General features: G+C 50.4%; 15 protein-coding genes, 3 tRNA genes and 1 pseudogene. 11 read left to right on the top strand and 8 right to left on the bottom strand.

What is annotated here, in order from left to right; all coding sequences use genetic code 11:
- The first annotated feature begins 124 nt into the window (after positions 1–124).
- Positions 125–880 (top strand): substrate-binding periplasmic protein, encoded by a 756-nt coding sequence (locus ACTG1K_RS11325; protein ID WP_005359734.1) that lies wholly within the window; start codon positions 125–127, stop codon positions 878–880.
- A gap of 1,197 nt (positions 881–2,077) precedes the next feature.
- Here the strand turns inward: ACTG1K_RS11325 and ACTG1K_RS11320 are convergent.
- Complete coding sequence (locus ACTG1K_RS11320; protein ID WP_440005380.1) at positions 2,078–3,217, bottom strand: N-6 DNA methylase; 1,140 nt, start codon at positions 3,215–3,217, stop codon at positions 2,078–2,080.
- A gap of 73 nt (positions 3,218–3,290) precedes the next feature.
- On the opposite strand from ACTG1K_RS11320, the gene ACTG1K_RS11315 reads away from it, so the two are divergent.
- Positions 3,291–4,988: a hypothetical protein gene (locus ACTG1K_RS11315; protein ID WP_440005378.1), complete on the top strand. Its 1,698-nt coding sequence runs from the start codon at positions 3,291–3,293 to the stop codon at positions 4,986–4,988.
- Positions 4,988–5,875, top strand: a complete 888-nt coding sequence (locus tag ACTG1K_RS11310; RefSeq protein WP_440005376.1) for a hypothetical protein — start codon at positions 4,988–4,990, stop codon at positions 5,873–5,875. The genes ACTG1K_RS11315 and ACTG1K_RS11310 overlap by 1 nt, the downstream gene beginning before the upstream one ends.
- 121 nt (positions 5,876–5,996) lie before the next feature.
- Here ACTG1K_RS11310 and cysS read toward each other — a convergent pair whose 3' ends face one another.
- Positions 5,997–7,373: a cysteine--tRNA ligase gene (cysS, locus tag ACTG1K_RS11305; protein WP_265784069.1), complete on the bottom strand. Its 1,377-nt coding sequence runs from the start codon at positions 7,371–7,373 to the stop codon at positions 5,997–5,999.
- A 212-nt stretch (positions 7,374–7,585) separates the two neighbouring features.
- Between cysS and ACTG1K_RS11300 the strand changes: the two genes are divergently transcribed.
- The 8 genes and pseudogenes from ACTG1K_RS11300 (at position 7,586) to ACTG1K_RS11265 (ending at position 13,339) form a co-directional block, all read left to right on the top strand.
- Positions 7,586–8,083 (top strand): peptidylprolyl isomerase, encoded by a 498-nt coding sequence (locus ACTG1K_RS11300; RefSeq protein ID WP_005337417.1) that lies wholly within the window; start codon positions 7,586–7,588, stop codon positions 8,081–8,083.
- A complete protein-coding gene (locus tag ACTG1K_RS11295; protein ID WP_440005374.1) occupies positions 8,073–8,870 on the top strand; it encodes a DUF4269 domain-containing protein in 798 nt (265 codons plus the stop codon). The genes ACTG1K_RS11300 and ACTG1K_RS11295 overlap by 11 nt, the downstream gene beginning before the upstream one ends.
- Positions 8,867–9,598, top strand: coding sequence for a UDP-2,3-diacylglucosamine diphosphatase (lpxH, locus tag ACTG1K_RS11290; protein ID WP_440005372.1), 732 nt, complete (start codon positions 8,867–8,869; stop codon positions 9,596–9,598). The genes ACTG1K_RS11295 and lpxH overlap by 4 nt, the downstream gene beginning before the upstream one ends.
- Positions 9,599–9,854: 256 nt before the next feature.
- A complete protein-coding gene (locus tag ACTG1K_RS11285; protein WP_440005370.1) occupies positions 9,855–10,031 on the top strand; it encodes a DUF3606 domain-containing protein in 177 nt (58 codons plus the stop codon).
- A gap of 278 nt (positions 10,032–10,309) precedes the next feature.
- Positions 10,310–11,334: pseudogene (locus tag ACTG1K_RS11280) on the top strand (IS630 family transposase).
- 370 nt (positions 11,335–11,704) lie between these two features.
- The gene (locus tag ACTG1K_RS11275) at positions 11,705–12,178 is read left to right on the top strand and encodes a DUF2846 domain-containing protein (protein ID WP_257124722.1); all 474 of its coding nucleotides are present in this window, start codon (positions 11,705–11,707) and stop codon (positions 12,176–12,178) included.
- Between the two features lie 45 nt (positions 12,179–12,223).
- The gene (locus tag ACTG1K_RS11270; RefSeq protein ID WP_257124721.1) at positions 12,224–12,475 is read left to right on the top strand and encodes an EexN family lipoprotein; all 252 of its coding nucleotides are present in this window, start codon (positions 12,224–12,226) and stop codon (positions 12,473–12,475) included.
- A 288-nt stretch (positions 12,476–12,763) separates the two neighbouring features.
- Entirely contained in the window at positions 12,764–13,339 is a 576-nt protein-coding gene (locus ACTG1K_RS11265) for a hypothetical protein (protein WP_257124720.1), read from the top strand.
- 413 nt (positions 13,340–13,752) lie between these two features.
- Here the strand turns inward: ACTG1K_RS11265 and ACTG1K_RS11260 are convergent.
- The 6 genes from ACTG1K_RS11260 to uvrY form a co-directional block, all read right to left on the bottom strand.
- Positions 13,753–13,839: transfer RNA gene (locus ACTG1K_RS11260), tRNA-Leu, on the bottom strand.
- Between the two features lie 41 nt (positions 13,840–13,880).
- Positions 13,881–13,954 (bottom strand) — tRNA-Cys (locus ACTG1K_RS11255).
- A gap of 35 nt (positions 13,955–13,989) precedes the next feature.
- Positions 13,990–14,065: transfer RNA gene (locus tag ACTG1K_RS11250), tRNA-Gly, on the bottom strand.
- 181 nt (positions 14,066–14,246) lie between these two features.
- Positions 14,247–14,801, bottom strand: a complete 555-nt coding sequence (gene pgsA / locus ACTG1K_RS11245; protein WP_031227442.1) for a CDP-diacylglycerol--glycerol-3-phosphate 3-phosphatidyltransferase — start codon at positions 14,799–14,801, stop codon at positions 14,247–14,249.
- A gap of 199 nt (positions 14,802–15,000) precedes the next feature.
- The gene (gene uvrC, locus ACTG1K_RS11240) at positions 15,001–16,854 is read right to left on the bottom strand and encodes an excinuclease ABC subunit UvrC (protein WP_440005368.1); all 1,854 of its coding nucleotides are present in this window, start codon (positions 16,852–16,854) and stop codon (positions 15,001–15,003) included.
- A 127-nt stretch (positions 16,855–16,981) separates the two neighbouring features.
- Positions 16,982–17,626, bottom strand: a complete 645-nt coding sequence (uvrY, locus tag ACTG1K_RS11235) for a UvrY/SirA/GacA family response regulator transcription factor (protein ID WP_005337448.1) — start codon at positions 17,624–17,626, stop codon at positions 16,982–16,984.
- Positions 17,627–17,782: the final 156 nt, after the last annotated feature.

The raw sequence follows: 17,782 nt of genomic DNA, 5'->3' as shown, positions 1-17,782 counted from the left end.
TGGCATAGGGTGCGGGATGGCGGCCGCCCCTCGCGATTTTTTGCCAAACATGCTCCGTCGCCTTGGCGAAATCGGCCAGCTTGGTCACACTTGAGCAGATATTCCCTTGATCAGGATGGCAAAAATGAAACCATGGATTGGATTGGCCGGGGCGCTGCTGGCCACCCTCGCACAGGCGAGTCCTGAGCTCGGCAAACTGCACTACATCACCGAAGAGTACAAACCCTACAACTACGCCGATGCCAGCGGCGCCCCCACCGGCCTCGCAGTCGAGCTGCTGCAACTGGTATGGAAAAAGACCAATACACCGGCGCAGCCCATCACCATCATGCCGTGGGCGCGCGGTTACTACCTGCTGACCCAAAAACCCAATGCGGTGCTCTTCTCCACCGCCCGCACCCAGGCGCGGGACCCCCTGTTCAAGTGGGCCTGCCCCATCGGGTATGCCGAGATCGTGCTGGTGGGGCTGGCCGATCGCAATATCACCATCACCAAGCTCGACGATGCCAAGGTGTTCAATATCGGAGCGGTGCGGGCCGATGTGGGTGAGCAATTGCTGCTCAACAACGGCTTTGACGAAACCAAACTGATGGCGGCCAACCGGCTGGCACAGGCACTCAAGATGCTCACCTCCGGCCGGGTCGATCTGGTCTCCACCAACAAGACCACCATGGAGCAGCTGATCGTCGAACAAAAACTCGATCCCGCTCGCTTCAAGGAGCAGTGGGTTCTGAGCTCGGAGCAGTTCTGCTTCGCCTTTAGCCATCCGGTGAGCGACGAGCTGGTCAAGGAGTTCCAGACCGGCTTGACCCAGGTGCTGGCGAGCAGCGAATACCCGCTGCTGCACAGCAAATACTTCCCTACCCCCGCCGCCAAATAGCGGCGCCGCGTCGAGCGCCAACAACAAGGGGCCCACCGCGGGCCCCTTCGCTTTTTTCCGTTTGCGCTCTCCTTCTTTACAGTTTGCGCTTCACTCTTTTTTTACCGTTTGCACTCCTCTCGCGGCGTCACCCCACCGCCCTGCCACTGCCAAGCCCGACAATCATCAACTAATTGCTAATTAATAAAAGTTTGTGCCAGCGCAAAAAATCACTCCTTTCTGATAGTTAGCTCATCAAAACCATAGATAAGACCACTCTGGCTCCGTAATATGGCGATGGGCGTCTGTTGACCCCTTTTCCGAGATCAATGGTCAACGGCGCAATCTGGTAGCGACAATCAGGGGCGGTAGCGACTTTAGCGTAGGGTCGATTAGCGAAGCGTAATCGTCCGCGGTAACCGTCCTCTCTCCCCTTGCGGGAGAGGGTTAGGGTGAGGGGTCGGTAACGTCTCTGCCCTGCAACAAGGTATTGGCACGACTTCGCCAGTAGGGTCGATTAGCGAAGCGTAATCGTCCGCGGTCGCCATTCCCTCTCCCCTTGCGGGAGAGGGTTAGGGTGAGGGGTCGGTAACGTCTTTGCCCTGCAACAAGGTATTTGGCATGGCTTCGCCATGCAGGACACGAGGACTCCGTCCTCGACGGGGTTTCGCCGTCGCTGCGCGGCTTGGCGAGTGACTTTGGAAAGACCCAAAGTCACCAAAGGTCTAATCCCCCACTTGTTCGCCCTCCTCCGTCGGGTTCCCTCGGTTCAGGCAAAAGGTCTGGCGGAACGACGCAGACGGTACATCCCTGTACCGCCTGCGTCTGCGCCGTCGTCCATGACGGCGCTCCTGACCTTGTGCCCTCACCTCGGCGAACAACAGGGGGCAACACCCAACCCGCCACCCCGAGGCCAGTAAACAGACGTAGGGTGCAATAAGCGCAGCGCATTGCACCGCGGTAACAGCCCCCTGCCTATTCGGGGCAAAGATCGGGAGGGTTGTTATCTCTGATCATGCCCTAACCAACCGTATGAAGAGACTAGGTTGTCGTACTTATGCAACCAGTACCATCGACAGGGTTGCATAGGTGAAAAATGCATTGTGGGTACAAGAGCAAACGATACATATCCCTATCGGGAACTGTTGTATATAGAAGGTCCGATAATGAGTATTTTACCGTGACAATGCTTTTTCTTGAGCGACCGATTACGCTTCGCTAATCGACCATACGAGCATCATCAGGACTGATGGAAATAATGAACTCATTAATACTTTTAATAGAAATATTTTTTGCACAAGTGCCTTTAACATGTTTTTCTAACCACCGATCACGATTTTTTGACCATTCATAAATAAATTTCAACTTCAATCTTTCACTAACAAATCTTATTACAATAATGCAATCACTGATTATTATCTTACCTTCATTCAAAAAAACCGTTTTACCAACACTTCTACCAACCCTATCAATTAAAATATCTCCAGTAATTGCATATTTGAAACCAACCAATTCTCTCTCTATATGAGGATAAATGACGGTTGAAAAATCTTTTATTTCAGAAAAGGTATGATGAAACTGAAAATTGGAATCTCTACATTGCTTACTAGATGTTGAGCCTCTAAAAATGGTAACTCCATCTATTTTTTTTGATTTATCTTCTTTGTATAATGAAGATATATTAAATGTACCTGAATATTGTTCATTACAACTATTGTACTTTACATAAAATGCTGTTTTATATTCATAGTGAGGTTTTGTTTTTCTAATGTAAAGAATATATGTTTTTGCTTCCGTTTTTTTAAAAACACCATGCTCTAATTCAACTACGCCCTCAAGTTTAAAAGAAGTAAAAAGCTGCTCTCGAAATCCAGATAGCGATGCTGACGAGACGATTAAATCAGGAACAATAATAGCCAGCAATGCATTATCTTTTAATAAGGATATGTTTTTTAAAATAAATAAAACCTCAAGCCTTATTTTCTTACCTTTATAAAAGAATTTCTTAAAATCATCACCTAATATATCTAACGCCCGCTGATCCAGGGCGCCATTTGAAAATGGAGGATTGCACACAGCAAGATCAAAGGATGCATTCTTGACAGAAATGTTTGGATCTAAAGCATCACCACAGATATGTATATCTTCTGGATATTTAACTTCTAATTTTTTTATATTTAAAGGATCTAAATCTACACTTGTAAAAGATACATTCTGACTTTTATCTTTGATTGGTGCAATTAATGCACCCTCACCAGCACTCAACTCTATGCAGCTTCTAACGTCACTCAAATCAAGCATTGATGCTAATAACTTGCTGGTGTCGCCTGATGTGTAATACTGATTTAAATCAACCACGTTCTGTGATAACCTAATGATAATAATAACGTATATTACAACCTAACCGATTAAAGGTAAAGAGATTAATACGATGCATGAACAACTAGAAAGGGATTTGGCATTCTTTGATAGTAGTGAATATGAGGAACGAGCAGACTATTTAAGCGAAGAAGAACTGACAGATTGGACAGCAAACAGTGAGCATTTCGTTAGAGTCCAGAAGAAGCTTATTCAGGTTGGCGCAAAGCTGATAACCGGCCCGCGAGGAACAGGTAAAACACATCAAATGAGATGTGCCTTCAACTATTGCTTAGGAAACAAAAGCTTTCCTTTACCTATATATGTTACTTTCAACCATTATTTGAGGCTTGAAGCTTACCTTCATAACAAATCAAATGCCTTGGATATTTTCCATGCTTGGGTATTGTGTAAAATTTCTTATGCCGTAATGCAAGAATATCAAGTAGAATTTGATGCTAAATGCTTAAACATTACGAAAATAAATGAATTCCTTAAAGATGTAGAAAGAAATAGATACGATGAAAGATATAGTGAGATAATAACAACAATAAACATTTCCCTAACACAGGATATTATTTATAGAGCAATTGATAAAACGGGTAGAAAAAGATCAATTCTTTTGCTTGATGATGCAGCATTGACCTTAACACACGACTATATGGTTGAGTTTTTTGACATATTCAGAAGCATAAAGAGCATAAAAATTTCACCTAAAGCTTCTGTATACCCAGGGACAACACAGTATGGACCAAGATTTCATATTGGCCAAGATGCAGAACAGGTGTCAATATGGATGAACGTTCAAGATAGAGATTATACGACCTTCATGCAATCGATTATCGACAGTCGATTTAGCAATAGAATTGATATCGATGACGATATAAATAAGTTATTAATGTTCGCTTCTTTTGGCATCCCGAGATCTTACATTTCATTAATTAGAACGTACATTGAGTCTGAAAAAAACACCACTCAACAAAAAATAAACTATGTTATTCAAGAAAAATGTGAAAATATTATAACTGAATACAATTCAATATCAGAAAAGATAAAGCAGTACGGTAGCTTTATTAAGATTGGCAACGTTTTTCTAGAAAAAATTATAACTCAAATCAAAGAGTACAATTACAAAAACTTTGATGAGAAAGGAATTGAATACAAGAAGACCATCACTGTTGGAATAGAAGACATTGATGAGAAAGCAGAAAGGATGATAAAGTTTTTAATAGAGGCTGGACTTCTGTTTGAAATGCCCACTGTATCTCACGGAACAGACCGAAAGCTCAGACGATTTGTTCCACATCTAGCATTACTAATTAATGAAAAAGCCTTAATAAAAAGTAGAGGTTTTAATGTTAGGAAGCTAGTTGAAACGTTAGAGTCACCATCTGAAAAACACCCATTAAGACGAAAGTTTAACAAAATACTAACCCCGGATATCATATCAAAAATTAAGCTTGATCTCCCCGAATGTAGTAATTGTGGTGCATCACGAATAGCTGATGGGCAAAAATTTTGTCATATATGTGGAAAGGAACTAATCGATAGCTCAATCTTTAAAGAATGTATGACTAAAAAACTATCTGAGTTACCTTTTACAGCCTTTCAACATCGAGTAATAAAAATTTCGAAATTTAAGACTATTGAAGATGTCCTGATCTCAGATAATGCTATTGAGGAGCTTAGGAAAGTAAAGCGTGTAGGCCCTAAATATGCCGAGAAGATTGTAAACAAAATCAACTCATGGACAAACGAGTTCTTATACTAATGGCTAAGAATAAATTTAAATATCCAATCTCAGGTTCAAGAAGCACTACGACTTTACGGTCTCATGAGTTATTTGATACTTCATATGAGGAGCCACAAAGATCTCCCATCGATATCTATCAATCCAGTATTTTAAGTTACAAAAAATTGATGGGCTGCTTTACTCTAGACAACACATCTGGGATATATATTTCATTAGCTGAATCTAGGAATTCAGAATGGGATAGACTAGCAAATTTATTGATTCTTGGTTTCATTTCATCGGTCGAAAGTTATGTAAGATGTCTTATCAGAAAACTACTATTACTTGATAGCGCATCAAGAAAAAAAAGTTACAATAGAGAGCTAACATATGGCGCAGCTATGCATCATAATAAAGAGTTGATGCCAGAAGCATTAATGGAGGGATGTTCATTCCATTCAGCATACAATATTAAAGAAACTATAAAAAATATGACTGGCGTTAATTTATTAAATTTAAACCAAGATCCAGAATTAGACACCGCATTTAAGGATTTTGATTTTATTGCTGAATTGCGCCACTGTGTTGTACATCGCTCTGGATTATTTGGTTCAAATAATGCGCTATCATTAGGCCTTGAAGAATATAAAGATTTTTTGGATAAACCAATAAAGCTGGATGTATTGGTAATACAGCAAGCGGCGAATGCATGTGACACTCTAGTTAAAGAAATAAATGATAAAATGTTCAGCGAAATACTATCTAGAACAGTAAGTGAATATTCATGGAGCGGGGATTTACGAAGTGACAGAAAGTATTTTGATAAGTATTTTTATTTATTTTCACCAGCATCTGAAATTAACTCAAGAACTGATTGCTATAATAAATTTAGAGATGCTTGCAATTTAAAATATAGGAATAAATAGACTGTTAAAAATATAAAACGATTCAATCAAAAATATTCTCTCAATAAAACCGCAGCCCAAGGGCTGCGGTTTTTTATTGGCTCAACCTGTTGGCACCAGACGCCAACAAGGCCAACCGTCCTTACGCACGGCGCCAGCTGGTCTTGCCGGCGCTGTCTTCCAGCACTATGCCCATCTCGGTGAGACGGTTGCGGGCGGCGTCAGCGGCGGCCCAGTTCTTGTCGGCACGGGCCTGATTGCGCTCGGCGATCAGGCGCTCGATTTCGGCAACCTCTTCGTCCGCTTCGTCACCCTTCAAGAAAGCCTCGGGGTCTTGCTGCAGGATGCCGAGCACGGCGCCCAGCTCGCGCAGACGGGCGCCCAGCGCGGCGGCAACGGCCATGTCCTCGCCCTTCTGGCGGTTGATCTCGCGCACCAGATCGAACAGGGCGGAGTAGGCTTCCGGGGTGTTGAAGTCGTCGTCCATCGCTTCCTTGAAGCGCGCTACCTGCTCCTCGCCACCGGCAGCGGCAGCGACCGGCAGATCGCGCAGGGCAGTGTACATGCGCTCCAGCGCGGCACGGGCTTGCTTCAGGTTATCTTCCGAATAGTTGAGCTGGCTGCGGTAGTGGCCAGACATCAGGAAGTAACGGACGGTTTCGGCATCAAAATGGGCCAGCACGTCGCGGATGGTGAAGAAGTTGCCAAGGGATTTGGACATCTTCTCTTTATCCACCATCACCATGCCGCTGTGCATCCAGGTGTTGACGTAGTCGCCACCGTGGGCGCAGCAGGACTGGGCGATCTCGTTCTCGTGGTGCGGGAACTGCAGATCGGAACCGCCGCCGTGGATGTCGAAGTGGTTGCCAAGGTGCTTGGAGTTCATGGCGGAGCACTCGATGTGCCAGCCAGGACGGCCCGGCCCCCAGGGGCTTTCCCAGGTTGGCTCGCCGGGCTTCGACATCTTCCACAGCACGAAGTCGAGCGGGTTGCGCTTGGCATCCACCACGTCAACGCGGGCACCGGCTTGCAGCTGCTCCAGATCCTGACCGGAGAGCTTGCCGTAGTCGGCGTAGGATTCGACGATAAACATCACGTCGCCGTTGTCGGCCACGTAGGCGTGCTCTTTTTCCAGCAGGGATTGCACCAGCTCGATGATCTCTTCGATGTGCTGGGTGGCGCGCGGTTCGATATCCGGGCGCACCATGCCGAGGGCGTCGAAGTCGGCGTGCATGTCGCCAATCAGACGCTCGGTCAGCTCGTCGCAGGTCACTTGGGTCTCGGCGGCACGCTTGATGATCTTGTCATCCACGTCGGTGATGTTGCGCACGTAGGTGAGGTCGTAACCGGCGTAACGCAGGTAGCGAGCCACCACATCAAAAGCGACGAAGGTGCGGCCGTGGCCGATATGACAGTGATCGTAGATGGTGACACCACACACATACATGCCCACCTTGCCCGGGTGGATAGGTTTGAATTCTTCTTTTTGACGAGTGAGTGTGTTGTATATCTTCAGCATCTTCTAACCACTGCCTGTGAGTAAAATGGTTGGTCATAATACCCCGTTCAGGGGCAGAAAACGAGGCAGAAAAACGGGCCAATCCCGCCTGCCAGCACGGTTACGGCGCCAGAGAGACTATGCCGCCAGCCCCTGATGGGCTAGAATTGCCACCACTTTATGCCATACACCTGCGGGCACTTCGTCGTCCGCATCAAATGAAAGGACATATCATGGTCACTCTGCACACCAATCACGGCGACATCACCCTCACCCTGAATGCTGAAAAAGCCCCGGAAACCGTGGCCAACTTCCTGCAATACTGCCGTGACGGTCACTACGACAACACCATTTTCCACCGCGTCATCGACGGCTTCATGATCCAGGGCGGCGGCTATGCCCCGGGCTTTGAAGAGAAAGACACCCGCGCCCCCATCAAGAACGAAGCGGCCAATGGCCTCTCCAACAAGATCGGCACCATCGCCATGGCCCGTACCATGGAGCCGCACTCTGCCAGCGCCCAGTTCTTCATCAACGTGAACAACAACGACTTCCTCGACTTCAAATCCGCCACCACTCAGGGCTTCGGCTACTGTGTATTCGGTGAAGTGACCGCCGGTATGGACGTGGTCAACAAGATCAAGGGCGTCAAGACCGGTAACTACGGCCGCATCCACCAGGACGTGCCGGTAGAAGACGTGGTGATCACCAAGGTGACCCTTGCTGACTGATCTCTGCCGACTCGGCACTGACAAAACTGCGGCCCCGGCCGCAGTTTTTCCATCTGCCTCCCCCACTGCCAGTCCGAACTGGCGCCGCCTCGACTATCTGGCCCACGGCAACCCGCGCCAGCGCTCGGCCCATGCCCTGCTCACCGCCGGTGTGTGGGATGAGCTGGCCGCGCAGTGCGCCGATATGGCACTGGTGAGCACTCTCGCCATCGGCCTCGATCGGCCGGGCAGCGATCTCGATATTCTCTGCCAGCATGCTGATCCAGCCGAGTTTGCAGCAACGCTCGAAGCTCAAGGTTGGCAGGCATGCGCCAAAGGCGACAATGTCTGGCTGCTGGAGCGCACCTTTTCCTGCCTCGACCAGCACTTTGCTAATAGCGGTTCTGACAAGAGCAAGACCAGCTGGCCGCTGGAGCTCTACGTGACCCCCGCCCCCATCGAGACGCTGAATGGCTGGCGCCACCTCACCCTGATGGCCGCGTTGCTCGAGCGGTTTGGCGATGCTTTCTACCGCGACGTGTTGCGTCTGCGCCTTGAAGAGGGACTGAAAGGGGAAGCGGCCATGTGCCGGTTGCTGGGTCTGGCGGGCGATCCTTACGCCGCGCTGCTGACGCTGGAGGGGCGCAAATTGGCCGAGCTGTCATGGCAGCCGCCATCCCGTGACGATATCCATACCTCAACTGGCGCGGCGGCGCCCGCAGCGCACGATTCGTCCCCTGTTGTGTCTACTATCTCTGCCACCCCTGTTTGCCCTGTTTCGACCGAGAGCCCGACCCCCACATCATGAGCACCCTCTTTATCAGTGACATTCACCTCTCTGCCCAGCGGCCCGATATGACCGCGGCACTGGTGCGCTTTCTCGAGCACGACGCCCCCGGCGCCGATGCCCTCTATGTGCTGGGGGATCTCTTCGAATTCTGGATTGGCGACGATGACCCCAATCCGCTCCATCAACAGATGGCCGACGCCTTTTTGGCCCTGAGCCAGCAGAACGTGCCCATCTACTTTATCCACGGCAACCGCGACTTTCTGCTGGGGCAACAGTTTGCCAAGCGCGCTGGGATGACATTGCTGGGTGACCCCTGCGTTATCGAGCTCTATGGGGAGCGGGTGGTACTGAGCCACGGCGATCTGCTCTGTACCCTGGATGAGGGGTATCAGAAGTTTCGCCGCATCACCCAGCTCAAATGGCTGCGCTGGCTGTTCCTGCGTCTGCCGCTCGCCCGCCGTCAGGCCATCGCCTGCAAGATGCGCGGCCAAAGCCAGATGGAGAATGCGCACAAGAGCCAGACCATCATGGATGTGACGCCCGCGGCGGTGGACGACACCCTGCGTGCTCACGACTGCCGGATGATGATCCACGGGCACACCCACAGACCCGCCATCCACGACTTCATCCTCGATGGCCAGCCCGCCCGCCGCATCGTGCTGGGGGACTGGTTCGAGCAGGGCTCGGTGCTGGTCTGTCGCCCCGGCGAGCAGCGCTTGGAAATGCGAGCGCTGGCAGAGGCTTGATAGCCCGCCAGTCCGGTTGACCACCAAGCCCCCAGCCCTCCATCACTCCCCATCGTTCGCGCCATCCGGTTCACTGCCCATCAGGCGCGAGCGAATAAGTGGTGATCGCTCACAGATCAGCAAAGCAAACCTGCACTCCTCCTTCAGTCCCCGGGTTGTGTGAACCCCGTCACCTTGCCCCTTGCCAATTGAGAGGATGATGGCGCTCAGGCAGAAATGTCTTTCTCGCCAGCTATTTCAACAAGTTGAGGTTTATATGCCTGACAGCAATGTGGTCGCTCACCCGTTCGATGCCAAGAAGATCAATGTCAACGATCCCTACGAGATGAAGCAGTGGATCAAAATGTTCGAGTGCACCGAAGTCCAGCTGAAACGGGCGGTCAAGGCAGTCGGCACCTCAGGCAAGGCGATCCGAAAACGCCTCAAGAAGTGAGGGTACAACCCCGTCACAAACCCGGCCCCGCTCGCGGGGCTTTTCTCTTTCTGACATCTATTTAACAGCATCTATTTCCGACAAAGCGCCCAGTACGCTGGCGAAAGAAGTTGTGGTTTGAAATCACCACCATTTCGGCAAAAACAAAAAAAGGCCACTATTTCTAAATAGCTGTTCCGAATAGTAGATCACAGGAGGAAGGGAACTCTGTCCAGTTTGTGCGATCTCATTAGTCGCCAAACAAAACAAGCCACACCCAAAGGACTGAGTGGACGCCTATCCTACCACCCCTGCCACGACCACAACGGCGCCGTATTCACAAAATCATCCATGCCACCCGTGATAAATGGCATGCTCGTCGCTTGATGGCCATCTTGCTGTTACATGAAGGCCGCACGATGACTGATGTTCATCACATTACCGGCGCTGCTCGCTCGCCCATCGGCCGTTGGCTTCGGTGGTATCGGGATGAAGACGTGGGCGCCTTGGAAGCCTTACCGGCTGGCCGTGCCCCGGTCCTACCTGTCGCCAAGATTTTCACCTTACTGGTGCTGCTCATGCCGTTTTCTCCGCAAGATTTTGGTTATCAGCGCAGCCGTTGGTGTTCTGAGCTATTGGCCATCAAAATCAATCGGTTAACAGGCCTCAATATGGCAGCCTCCACGCTCCGCCGATGGTTACCTCGTATGGGCATTGTCTGGCGAAGGCCCGTGCCGACCTTGCGGATAAAAGACCCGGCTTATCAGGAGAAAATGGCAAATATCGAGGCTGCACAGGCCCGCTGTGATGCCGATAATCCGGTGTTTTATGAGGATGAAGTCGATATAGACCTTAATCCCAAATTAGGGGCCGACTGGATGTTCAGAGCGCAGCAAAAGCGGGTTGTCATACCGGGACAGAACACCAAACATTACCTGGCAGGCGTTCTCCATGCAGGCAACGGAAGAGTACTTTAGTCTGTGGGATAAAGAAAAACTCATCCTTGTTTATCGCAATGCTGGAAAAGCTGCGTCGCCACTACCGGCGAGCCAAAACCATCACGCAGCTCCTCGATAACTACATCATTCACAAAAGCAAACAGACCGAGCGATGGTTGAAGAAGAACCCCAAGTTCTGCCTGGTATTCCAGCCAGTTTACAGCCCTTGGGTCAATCACATAGAACGGCTGTGGCACAAGTTACATGAAACCATCACGCGCAATCATCAATGCAGAGGAATGGCCAGCCTGCTGGCCCGAGTGAAACACTTCATGGATACCGTGTCTCCTTTCCCGGGGAATGGCTATGGCATAGCGAAGGTGTAGCACTATTGGGATCAGTTAATTAGTTTATGTCTGAGAGTTCGGACTTTAAAGCCCATCTGACAAAGCACAAGAGCCTCAATCTCTCTATCTTTTGCCAGCGATATATCTTGACAAACAGATAATGTGACAAAAATCACATTACCCCCACATTAAAACATGGACACATAAGCAATTGATATAGCTTAGTATTTTCTCATTAATTGGTGCAAGACAATTAACCGGCGAATAGTTATAAAAAAATCTTCAAAGACCCTATTGAAAACGTCGCTGCGCTCACAGACAATTCTTTAGCAAAAGAAACATCAGTATCAGATGTTCAATAAAATAATAATCAAAAACATCAATAAACTTTCAGCACAATGGGTAAAAAATGCGTAATACGTTTGTAATGATCTGCTTGGCGCTCTGCGCCATGATGCTTGGTGGCTGTTCCTCAGTGCCAACCGTCACCGATGAGGCTGTCGTCAATGAAGCCAAAAGCTTCTCACCTCCTGCTGAAGGAAAAGCCCACGTTTATATTTACCGAGATGGCTGGCTCGGTCGCCGTATTAACATTGACTTATTTCTCGATGGAAATCCTTTGGGTGAATCCGAAAATCTGCACTTTTACCTGCTCAAGGTTGATGCTGGAAAAACTGTACATCTGGAAACCAACAGCGAGTTTGGAAACAATAAGATCGATATCGAAACTAAAAATGGAAAGGTCTACTATGTTCGCCATTATACCCGATTCGGTCTAATCTGGGGTCAGGCTGACTTTGAAATGAAGACCGAACCAAAAGATATCGAAGATGCCCAAGAGTCCATCAAGAAATCTGAAATGTCATTACCACATAATTTATAGTTTTTCGTAAAAACATTTGTATTTTGATGTCATGAGTTTTTACTGTTGTTTTATTTATGGGTAATAAAAAAGAATAAGTTACTGTTAGTAGTTCCATTTACTATGTTACTTACTGCTTGTGGACCGACCTCAGTTGAGAATTTTATGAAAGATCCGAAATTACTGAATGAAACACTGCAAGAGTGCACTTTGAAAATTGCACAGGGTAAAGACGCCAATTCAGAGGAATGTAAAAATGCAATCGAAGCCCAGCAGAGAATGGCTACTAACTTGATGAAAAACATGTTGGGTCAGTAGTTTTCGTTACCCACACGGAATTATTTTAAATTAAGAACTTTTTTCTTCCCTAATAACGCCACCTGTTACGATATAAACTGAGAGCCTTATCTAATAAGGTGGCAAAATTCAATTATTAAAGTTCGCCTAATTGGCGCAATTACAATGAAGCATTATCTCAACCCAGTTGAGGAGCTGCACAGAATGAGATTGAACGCGATAAACCACTGAGCCTGAGAGTAAACCCATCCGGTGGACGGATGAGTATCAACACTCCATATAAACCTATTATCTTAATGAGGTGTCACCTTGACCCATAAAACCCTGCAGTTCTCTGCACTCTGCTTTGCGGTCAGTCTCATTGCCTCACCGGCTATTGCCGCAAATACGGGCTTCAAAACCCTGACAATCGGCCTGCCCATCACCACACTCCAAGTAGTCAACGATGGTTTGATACGCTATGACTGGCGCAGTGACATTGATGAAGACTTTCGCGGTAAACCAAAGGCGGGCGAGGGATTCTTAGGACGGCCAACTACGGGGGAGTATTACTATGCTGTCTACCAACACAAAGTGTTCTCCTTCGGCGGTACAATGGCATCGTACCAAGACGACTCCGTTGCTTCTGTCAAACAGGCCAAGGCAGACTTCGAGAAATTAGTAAGTCAGGCAACCAATACCTTAAAAGTCAAGCCGGTGATCGTTCGCACAATAAAGGATAAGTCGGTGCCATTTTTTGAATGTGTAAGCGACAGCATGTGCGGTGATTACAGCGCAACCTATACCATCGGTAGCAATGAGGTCTCGATCAATTTGATGCAAGACCGTGATGCTGAGGACGGTGGCCGCCAGCTAAACGCGGGAATGCGCCAGATCCTTGAGTAAAAGCCTCTTCCTTAAAGTGTTTCTGATTTAACCGTTAACCAGCCGAGGCTAATGGGCGGCACGGTCTGAGAGTAGTAACCAAAGCGAAAACAGAGACAGTAGAGCAGGACGGCACCTCTCAAACCACCAGTAAGAGAACATTGAGCACAACACTGCGCTTCAATGGCCATGAATACCCGGTTGGAGAATGGAATAACTTACCGAGCAAGGAGTGGTGGAAGTAATCGGCCATACCCTACCCCACGCGGTAAATTCCTCGGCTATGTACAGACCCTATAAAAGCCTGCCTTCAGCAGGCTTTGTTGTTATGCAACTGTGGACTCGACACAATCGCTGTCGCCACTCTGTCGCCATTTTGCCAAAAACAAAAAGGCCGCTATTGCTAGCGGCCTTCTGTAACTCTTTGATTTTAATGGTGCCCGAGGCCGGAATCGAACCGGCACGACGCGAACGTCGAGGGATTTTAAATCCCTTGTGTCTACCGATTTCACCACTCGGGCACCGCAATCGGTATCAAGCTCGCGTGGCGGGCTTGTCAATATGGAGGCACGTTCCGGAGTCGAACCGGACTAAACGGATTTGCAATCCGCTGCATAACCGCTTTGCTAACGCGCCATGCAAAAGAGAGTTGGCTCTCGATTGTCTGAATTTGGAGCGGGAAACGAGACTCGAACTCGCGACCCCGACCTTGGCAAGGTCGTGCTCTACCAACTGAGCTATTCCCGCATTGGTCTGGCTGACTGCCTGACTACGAGGACGCATTCTAGCGATGTTCCTCGCCCAGTCAACCAGAAATATTTAATTACCTGATCGTTCGGGCATTTTTTGCCCTTTTTGAACAGTTTTAGCGCCTTTGGACGTTTCCTGCCTCAAATCAGTGGAAACATCACCTTGCGGCGCAAGTGACTCACAGGTTGGCGTGGTGGGTCAAATCGCCCCAGGCTGCCTTCATGTACTGGAACATCGACCAGAAGGTGAGCACGGTGGCGACATAGAGCATCACATAGGCGAGCCACACCATCCAGACGTTGTATTGCCAAATCAGACCGGTCAGCGACACCATCTGGATCATGGTCTTCCACTTGCCAATCCAGCTGACCGCCACCGAGGAGCGTTTGCCGAGCTCAGCCATCCACTCACGCAGGGCGGAGATGATGATCTCGCGGCCAATCATGGTCATGGCGGGGATGGTCACCCAAATGGTGTTGTAGTGTTCAACGATGACTACCAGTGCGGCGGCAACCATGATCTTGTCGGCAACCGGGTCAAGGAAGGCGCCAAAGGCGGTGGACTGATTGAGCTTGCGAGCCAGATAGCCATCAAACCAGTCGGTGGCAGCGGCCAGAATAAAGATGATGGCGGCAGCCAGATAGGACCATTGATAAGGCAGATAGAACAGGATGACGAAGACGGGAATGAGCAAAATCCGGAAAAACGTCAACAGGTTAGGTATATTTGTCATTATTTTCAGCCACTTCTTGTACGTCGCTACATAGTGCGCCAAAGCCGATTTGCGATGCAACCGCACTGGCGCCCGTCTTGGTCTTTTTAATCCATCAATCTTCTCAAAATGCGAGGGCCATTATGGCATTTACGGCCCCCCCGCGTCACGGCTCTTGTGCATCAAGGAGTTAGCGATTTTGCCATGCGGCTAACCCAGCTCAGGCGCTGTGCAAGCCATCGTGGATGGCCTGGGCCAGCTCCTGGCTGATGCCGGGTACCTTGGCCAGTTCATCCACGCTCGCCTTTTTGACCTCCTGCAGGCCGCCCAGATATTTGAGCAGCGCCTGTCGCCGCTTTGGCCCCACCCCCGGAATATCCTCCAGACTGCTGCTGGTGCGGGCCTTGGCCCGTCTGGCACGGTGGCCGGTAATGGCAAAACGGTGGGATTCATCGCGAATATGCTGAATCAGGTGCAAAGCGGGCATATCTGCCGGCAAATGCAACTCTTCGTGACTCTCCCCCATGATGAGCGTTTCCAACCCTGCCTTGCGAGTCACCCCCTTGGCAATCCCCACCAGCAGCGGATATTTGCCGCCGAGGAACTCCAGCTGACGGGCCAGGATCTCTTCGGCGCGGCGCAACTGGCCGAGGCCACCGTCGATAAACAGCACGTCCGGCACCTTGTCCGGCTCCTGCTGCTTGCCAAAGCGGCGCTCCAGCGCCTGCTCCATCGCTGCGTAGTCATCACCGCCGGTGATACCGTCGATATTAAAACGACGATATTCCGATGAGAGCGGCCCCTCCCGGTTGAACACCACGCAAGAGGCCACGGTGCGCTCCCCCATGGTGTGGGAGATATCGAAACACTCCATGCGAGCGATGGGGCGCTCAAGCTCCAGCAGCTCTTCCAGCTGGTCGTAGCGAGCGGTGATGGTGCTCTTGTGAGCAAGCCGCGAGCGCAGCGCCGTCTCGGCATTGATGGAGGCAAGCTTGATAAAACGGGCCCGCTCGGCGCGAGTTCGGCTCACCACCCGCACCTTGTAACCGGCGGTCTGGCTCAGGGTCTCGGCGATGACGTTTTCGTCCTCAAGGGCCACGTCGAGCAGCACCTCGCTCGGGATCTGCCGTCCCCCCTGCCCCGACAGATAGAACTGCAGCAGGAAGGATTGCACCACCTCGTCGAGCTGGGTATCGGCCGGCACTTTTGGGAAGTAGCTGCGCGAGCCGAGCACCTTGCCCTGACGGATAAAGAGCACATGGATGCAAGCCGCCCCCTGTTCGAAGGCCACCCCCACCACATCCAGCTCGTCCAGCACGTTGCCGCTCACCGACTGCTGTTCGGTGACCCGACGCAGCGCCAGGATCTGATCCCGATAGCGAGCCGCCTCTTCAAAGCGCAGATCGCCGCTGGCGGACTCCATCTTGCCCACCAGCTCGCCAATCACCTGCTGGTTCTTGCCCGCCAGAAACAGTTTGGCCAGCTCCACCTGCTGGGCATATTCGGCCTCGGTCACCAACCCGGGTACGCAAGGGCCGGCGCAACGCTTGAGCTGATAGAGCAGGCAGGGACGGGTGCGGTTGGCATAGACCGCATCCTCGCACTGGCGTACCGGAAATATTTTCTGCATCAGATGCAAACTCTCACGCACCGCTCCGCCAGAGGGGTATGGGCCGAAGTACTCTCCTTTGATCTTGCGGGCACCGCGATGCACGCCGATGCGCGGATGCTGGTGCGCGGTGATGATGATCCAGGGGTAGGATTTGTCGTCCCGCAGCAGCACGTTGTAACGGGGTTGGTACTGCTTGATCAGGTTGTGCTCGAGGATCAGCGCCTCGGTCTCGGTGTGGGTGACGGTGACCTGGATATCGGCGATCTGGCGCACCAGGGTGCGGGTCTTGATGCTGTCGACGTTGGCCCGAAAATAGGAGGCGAGCCGTTTTTTCAGATCCTTGGCCTTGCCCACGTAGATCACGGTGCCACCGCTGTCATACATGCGGTAGACGCCGCTCTGATGGGTGACGGCGCTCAGAAACGCCTTGCTGTCGAAGAGAGGTTCGGGAGAGAGGGTCATCAGCTACTCGGCTCACACAAAGGCAAAAATTGACGAGCAGAGCATACTGCCCCCGCCGCCCGAAAAGCAAAGGGGCAGAAAAGCAAAAAGGCGGCACTCGCCGCCTTTGTGACCACACGCCACCCGCTTACAGGGTGTCGGCATCCAGCATGCCATAGCGAATGGCCAGATGGGTCAGTTCCACGTCACCGTTGATCCCCAGCTTGCTGAACAGACGATAGCGGTAGCTGTTGACCGTCTTCGGGCTCAGGTTGAGCTGCTCGGAGATATCAGTCACCTTCTGCCCCTTGGTGATCATCATCATGATCTGCAGCTCGCGCTCGGAGAGGGACTTGAAGGGATTCTCGTCAGCGGAGGCAAACTGGCTGAGGGCCATCTGCTGGGCAATCTCCGGGGAGATGTAGCGCTGACCGGAGTGCACCAACCGGATCGCCTGGATCATCTCGTCAGGAGCTGCCCCCTTGGTCAGGTAACCGGCGGCGCCGGCCTGCATCACTTTGGTGGGGAACGGATTTTCTGAATGAATGGTCAGCACTATGATGCGCACATCGGGGCGGATCCGCAGAATTTTGCGGGTCGCTTCCAGACCACCAATACCCGGCATGTTCATATCCATCAGGATCACGTCCGGATGGTGTTGGCGACAGAAAGTGACTGCTGTCTCGCCGCTCTGTGCTTCGCCCACCACCTTGATCCCGCGCACATCTTCAAGAATGCGTCTTATCCCTGTACGCACCAGCTCATGATCATCGACCAGGAATACATTTATCACCCAAACACCCCGTTTTATCTCGTTTTAGCCGCCCGGTTAGGGTTAACAGGGCGTCTTGCATCATAACCAAACTCGTCGCTTTGGCAAACCATGCACGCCAAAAGTTTGAGAAAACCCATGTTTAGCGTTTAAAATCAAATAATTATATAAATTTTC

The sequence above is a fragment of the Aeromonas sp. 102P genome (assembly GCF_051920345.1).
Lineage (GTDB): Bacteria > Pseudomonadota > Gammaproteobacteria > Enterobacterales > Aeromonadaceae > Aeromonas > Aeromonas veronii.
The sequence above is the reverse complement of the archived record's forward strand: the minus strand, read 5'-3'. Positions and strand labels throughout refer to the sequence as shown.

Excerpts from the sequence above, each read along its gene's own strand:
- ACTG1K_RS11285 (WP_440005370.1), top strand. The coding sequence starts at position 9,855 with ATGCCTGACAGCAATGTGGTCGCTCACCCGTTCGATGCCAAGAAGATC.
- lpxH (WP_440005372.1), top strand. The coding sequence starts at position 8,867 with ATGAGCACCCTCTTTATCAGTGACATTCACCTCTCTGCCCAGCGGCCC.
- ACTG1K_RS11325 (WP_005359734.1), top strand. The coding sequence starts at position 125 with ATGAAACCATGGATTGGATTGGCCGGGGCGCTGCTGGCCACCCTCGCA.
- ACTG1K_RS11315 (WP_440005378.1), top strand. The coding sequence starts at position 3,291 with ATGCATGAACAACTAGAAAGGGATTTGGCATTCTTTGATAGTAGTGAA.
- cysS (WP_265784069.1), bottom strand. The coding sequence starts at position 7,373 with ATGCTGAAGATATACAACACACTCACTCGTCAAAAAGAAGAATTCAAA.
- ACTG1K_RS11310 (WP_440005376.1), top strand. The coding sequence starts at position 4,988 with ATGGCTAAGAATAAATTTAAATATCCAATCTCAGGTTCAAGAAGCACT.
- ACTG1K_RS11300 (WP_005337417.1), top strand. The coding sequence starts at position 7,586 with ATGGTCACTCTGCACACCAATCACGGCGACATCACCCTCACCCTGAAT.
- pgsA (WP_031227442.1), bottom strand. The coding sequence starts at position 14,801 with ATGACAAATATACCTAACCTGTTGACGTTTTTCCGGATTTTGCTCATT.
- ACTG1K_RS11275 (WP_257124722.1), top strand. The coding sequence starts at position 11,705 with ATGCGTAATACGTTTGTAATGATCTGCTTGGCGCTCTGCGCCATGATG.
- uvrC (WP_440005368.1), bottom strand. The coding sequence starts at position 16,854 with ATGACCCTCTCTCCCGAACCTCTCTTCGACAGCAAGGCGTTTCTGAGC.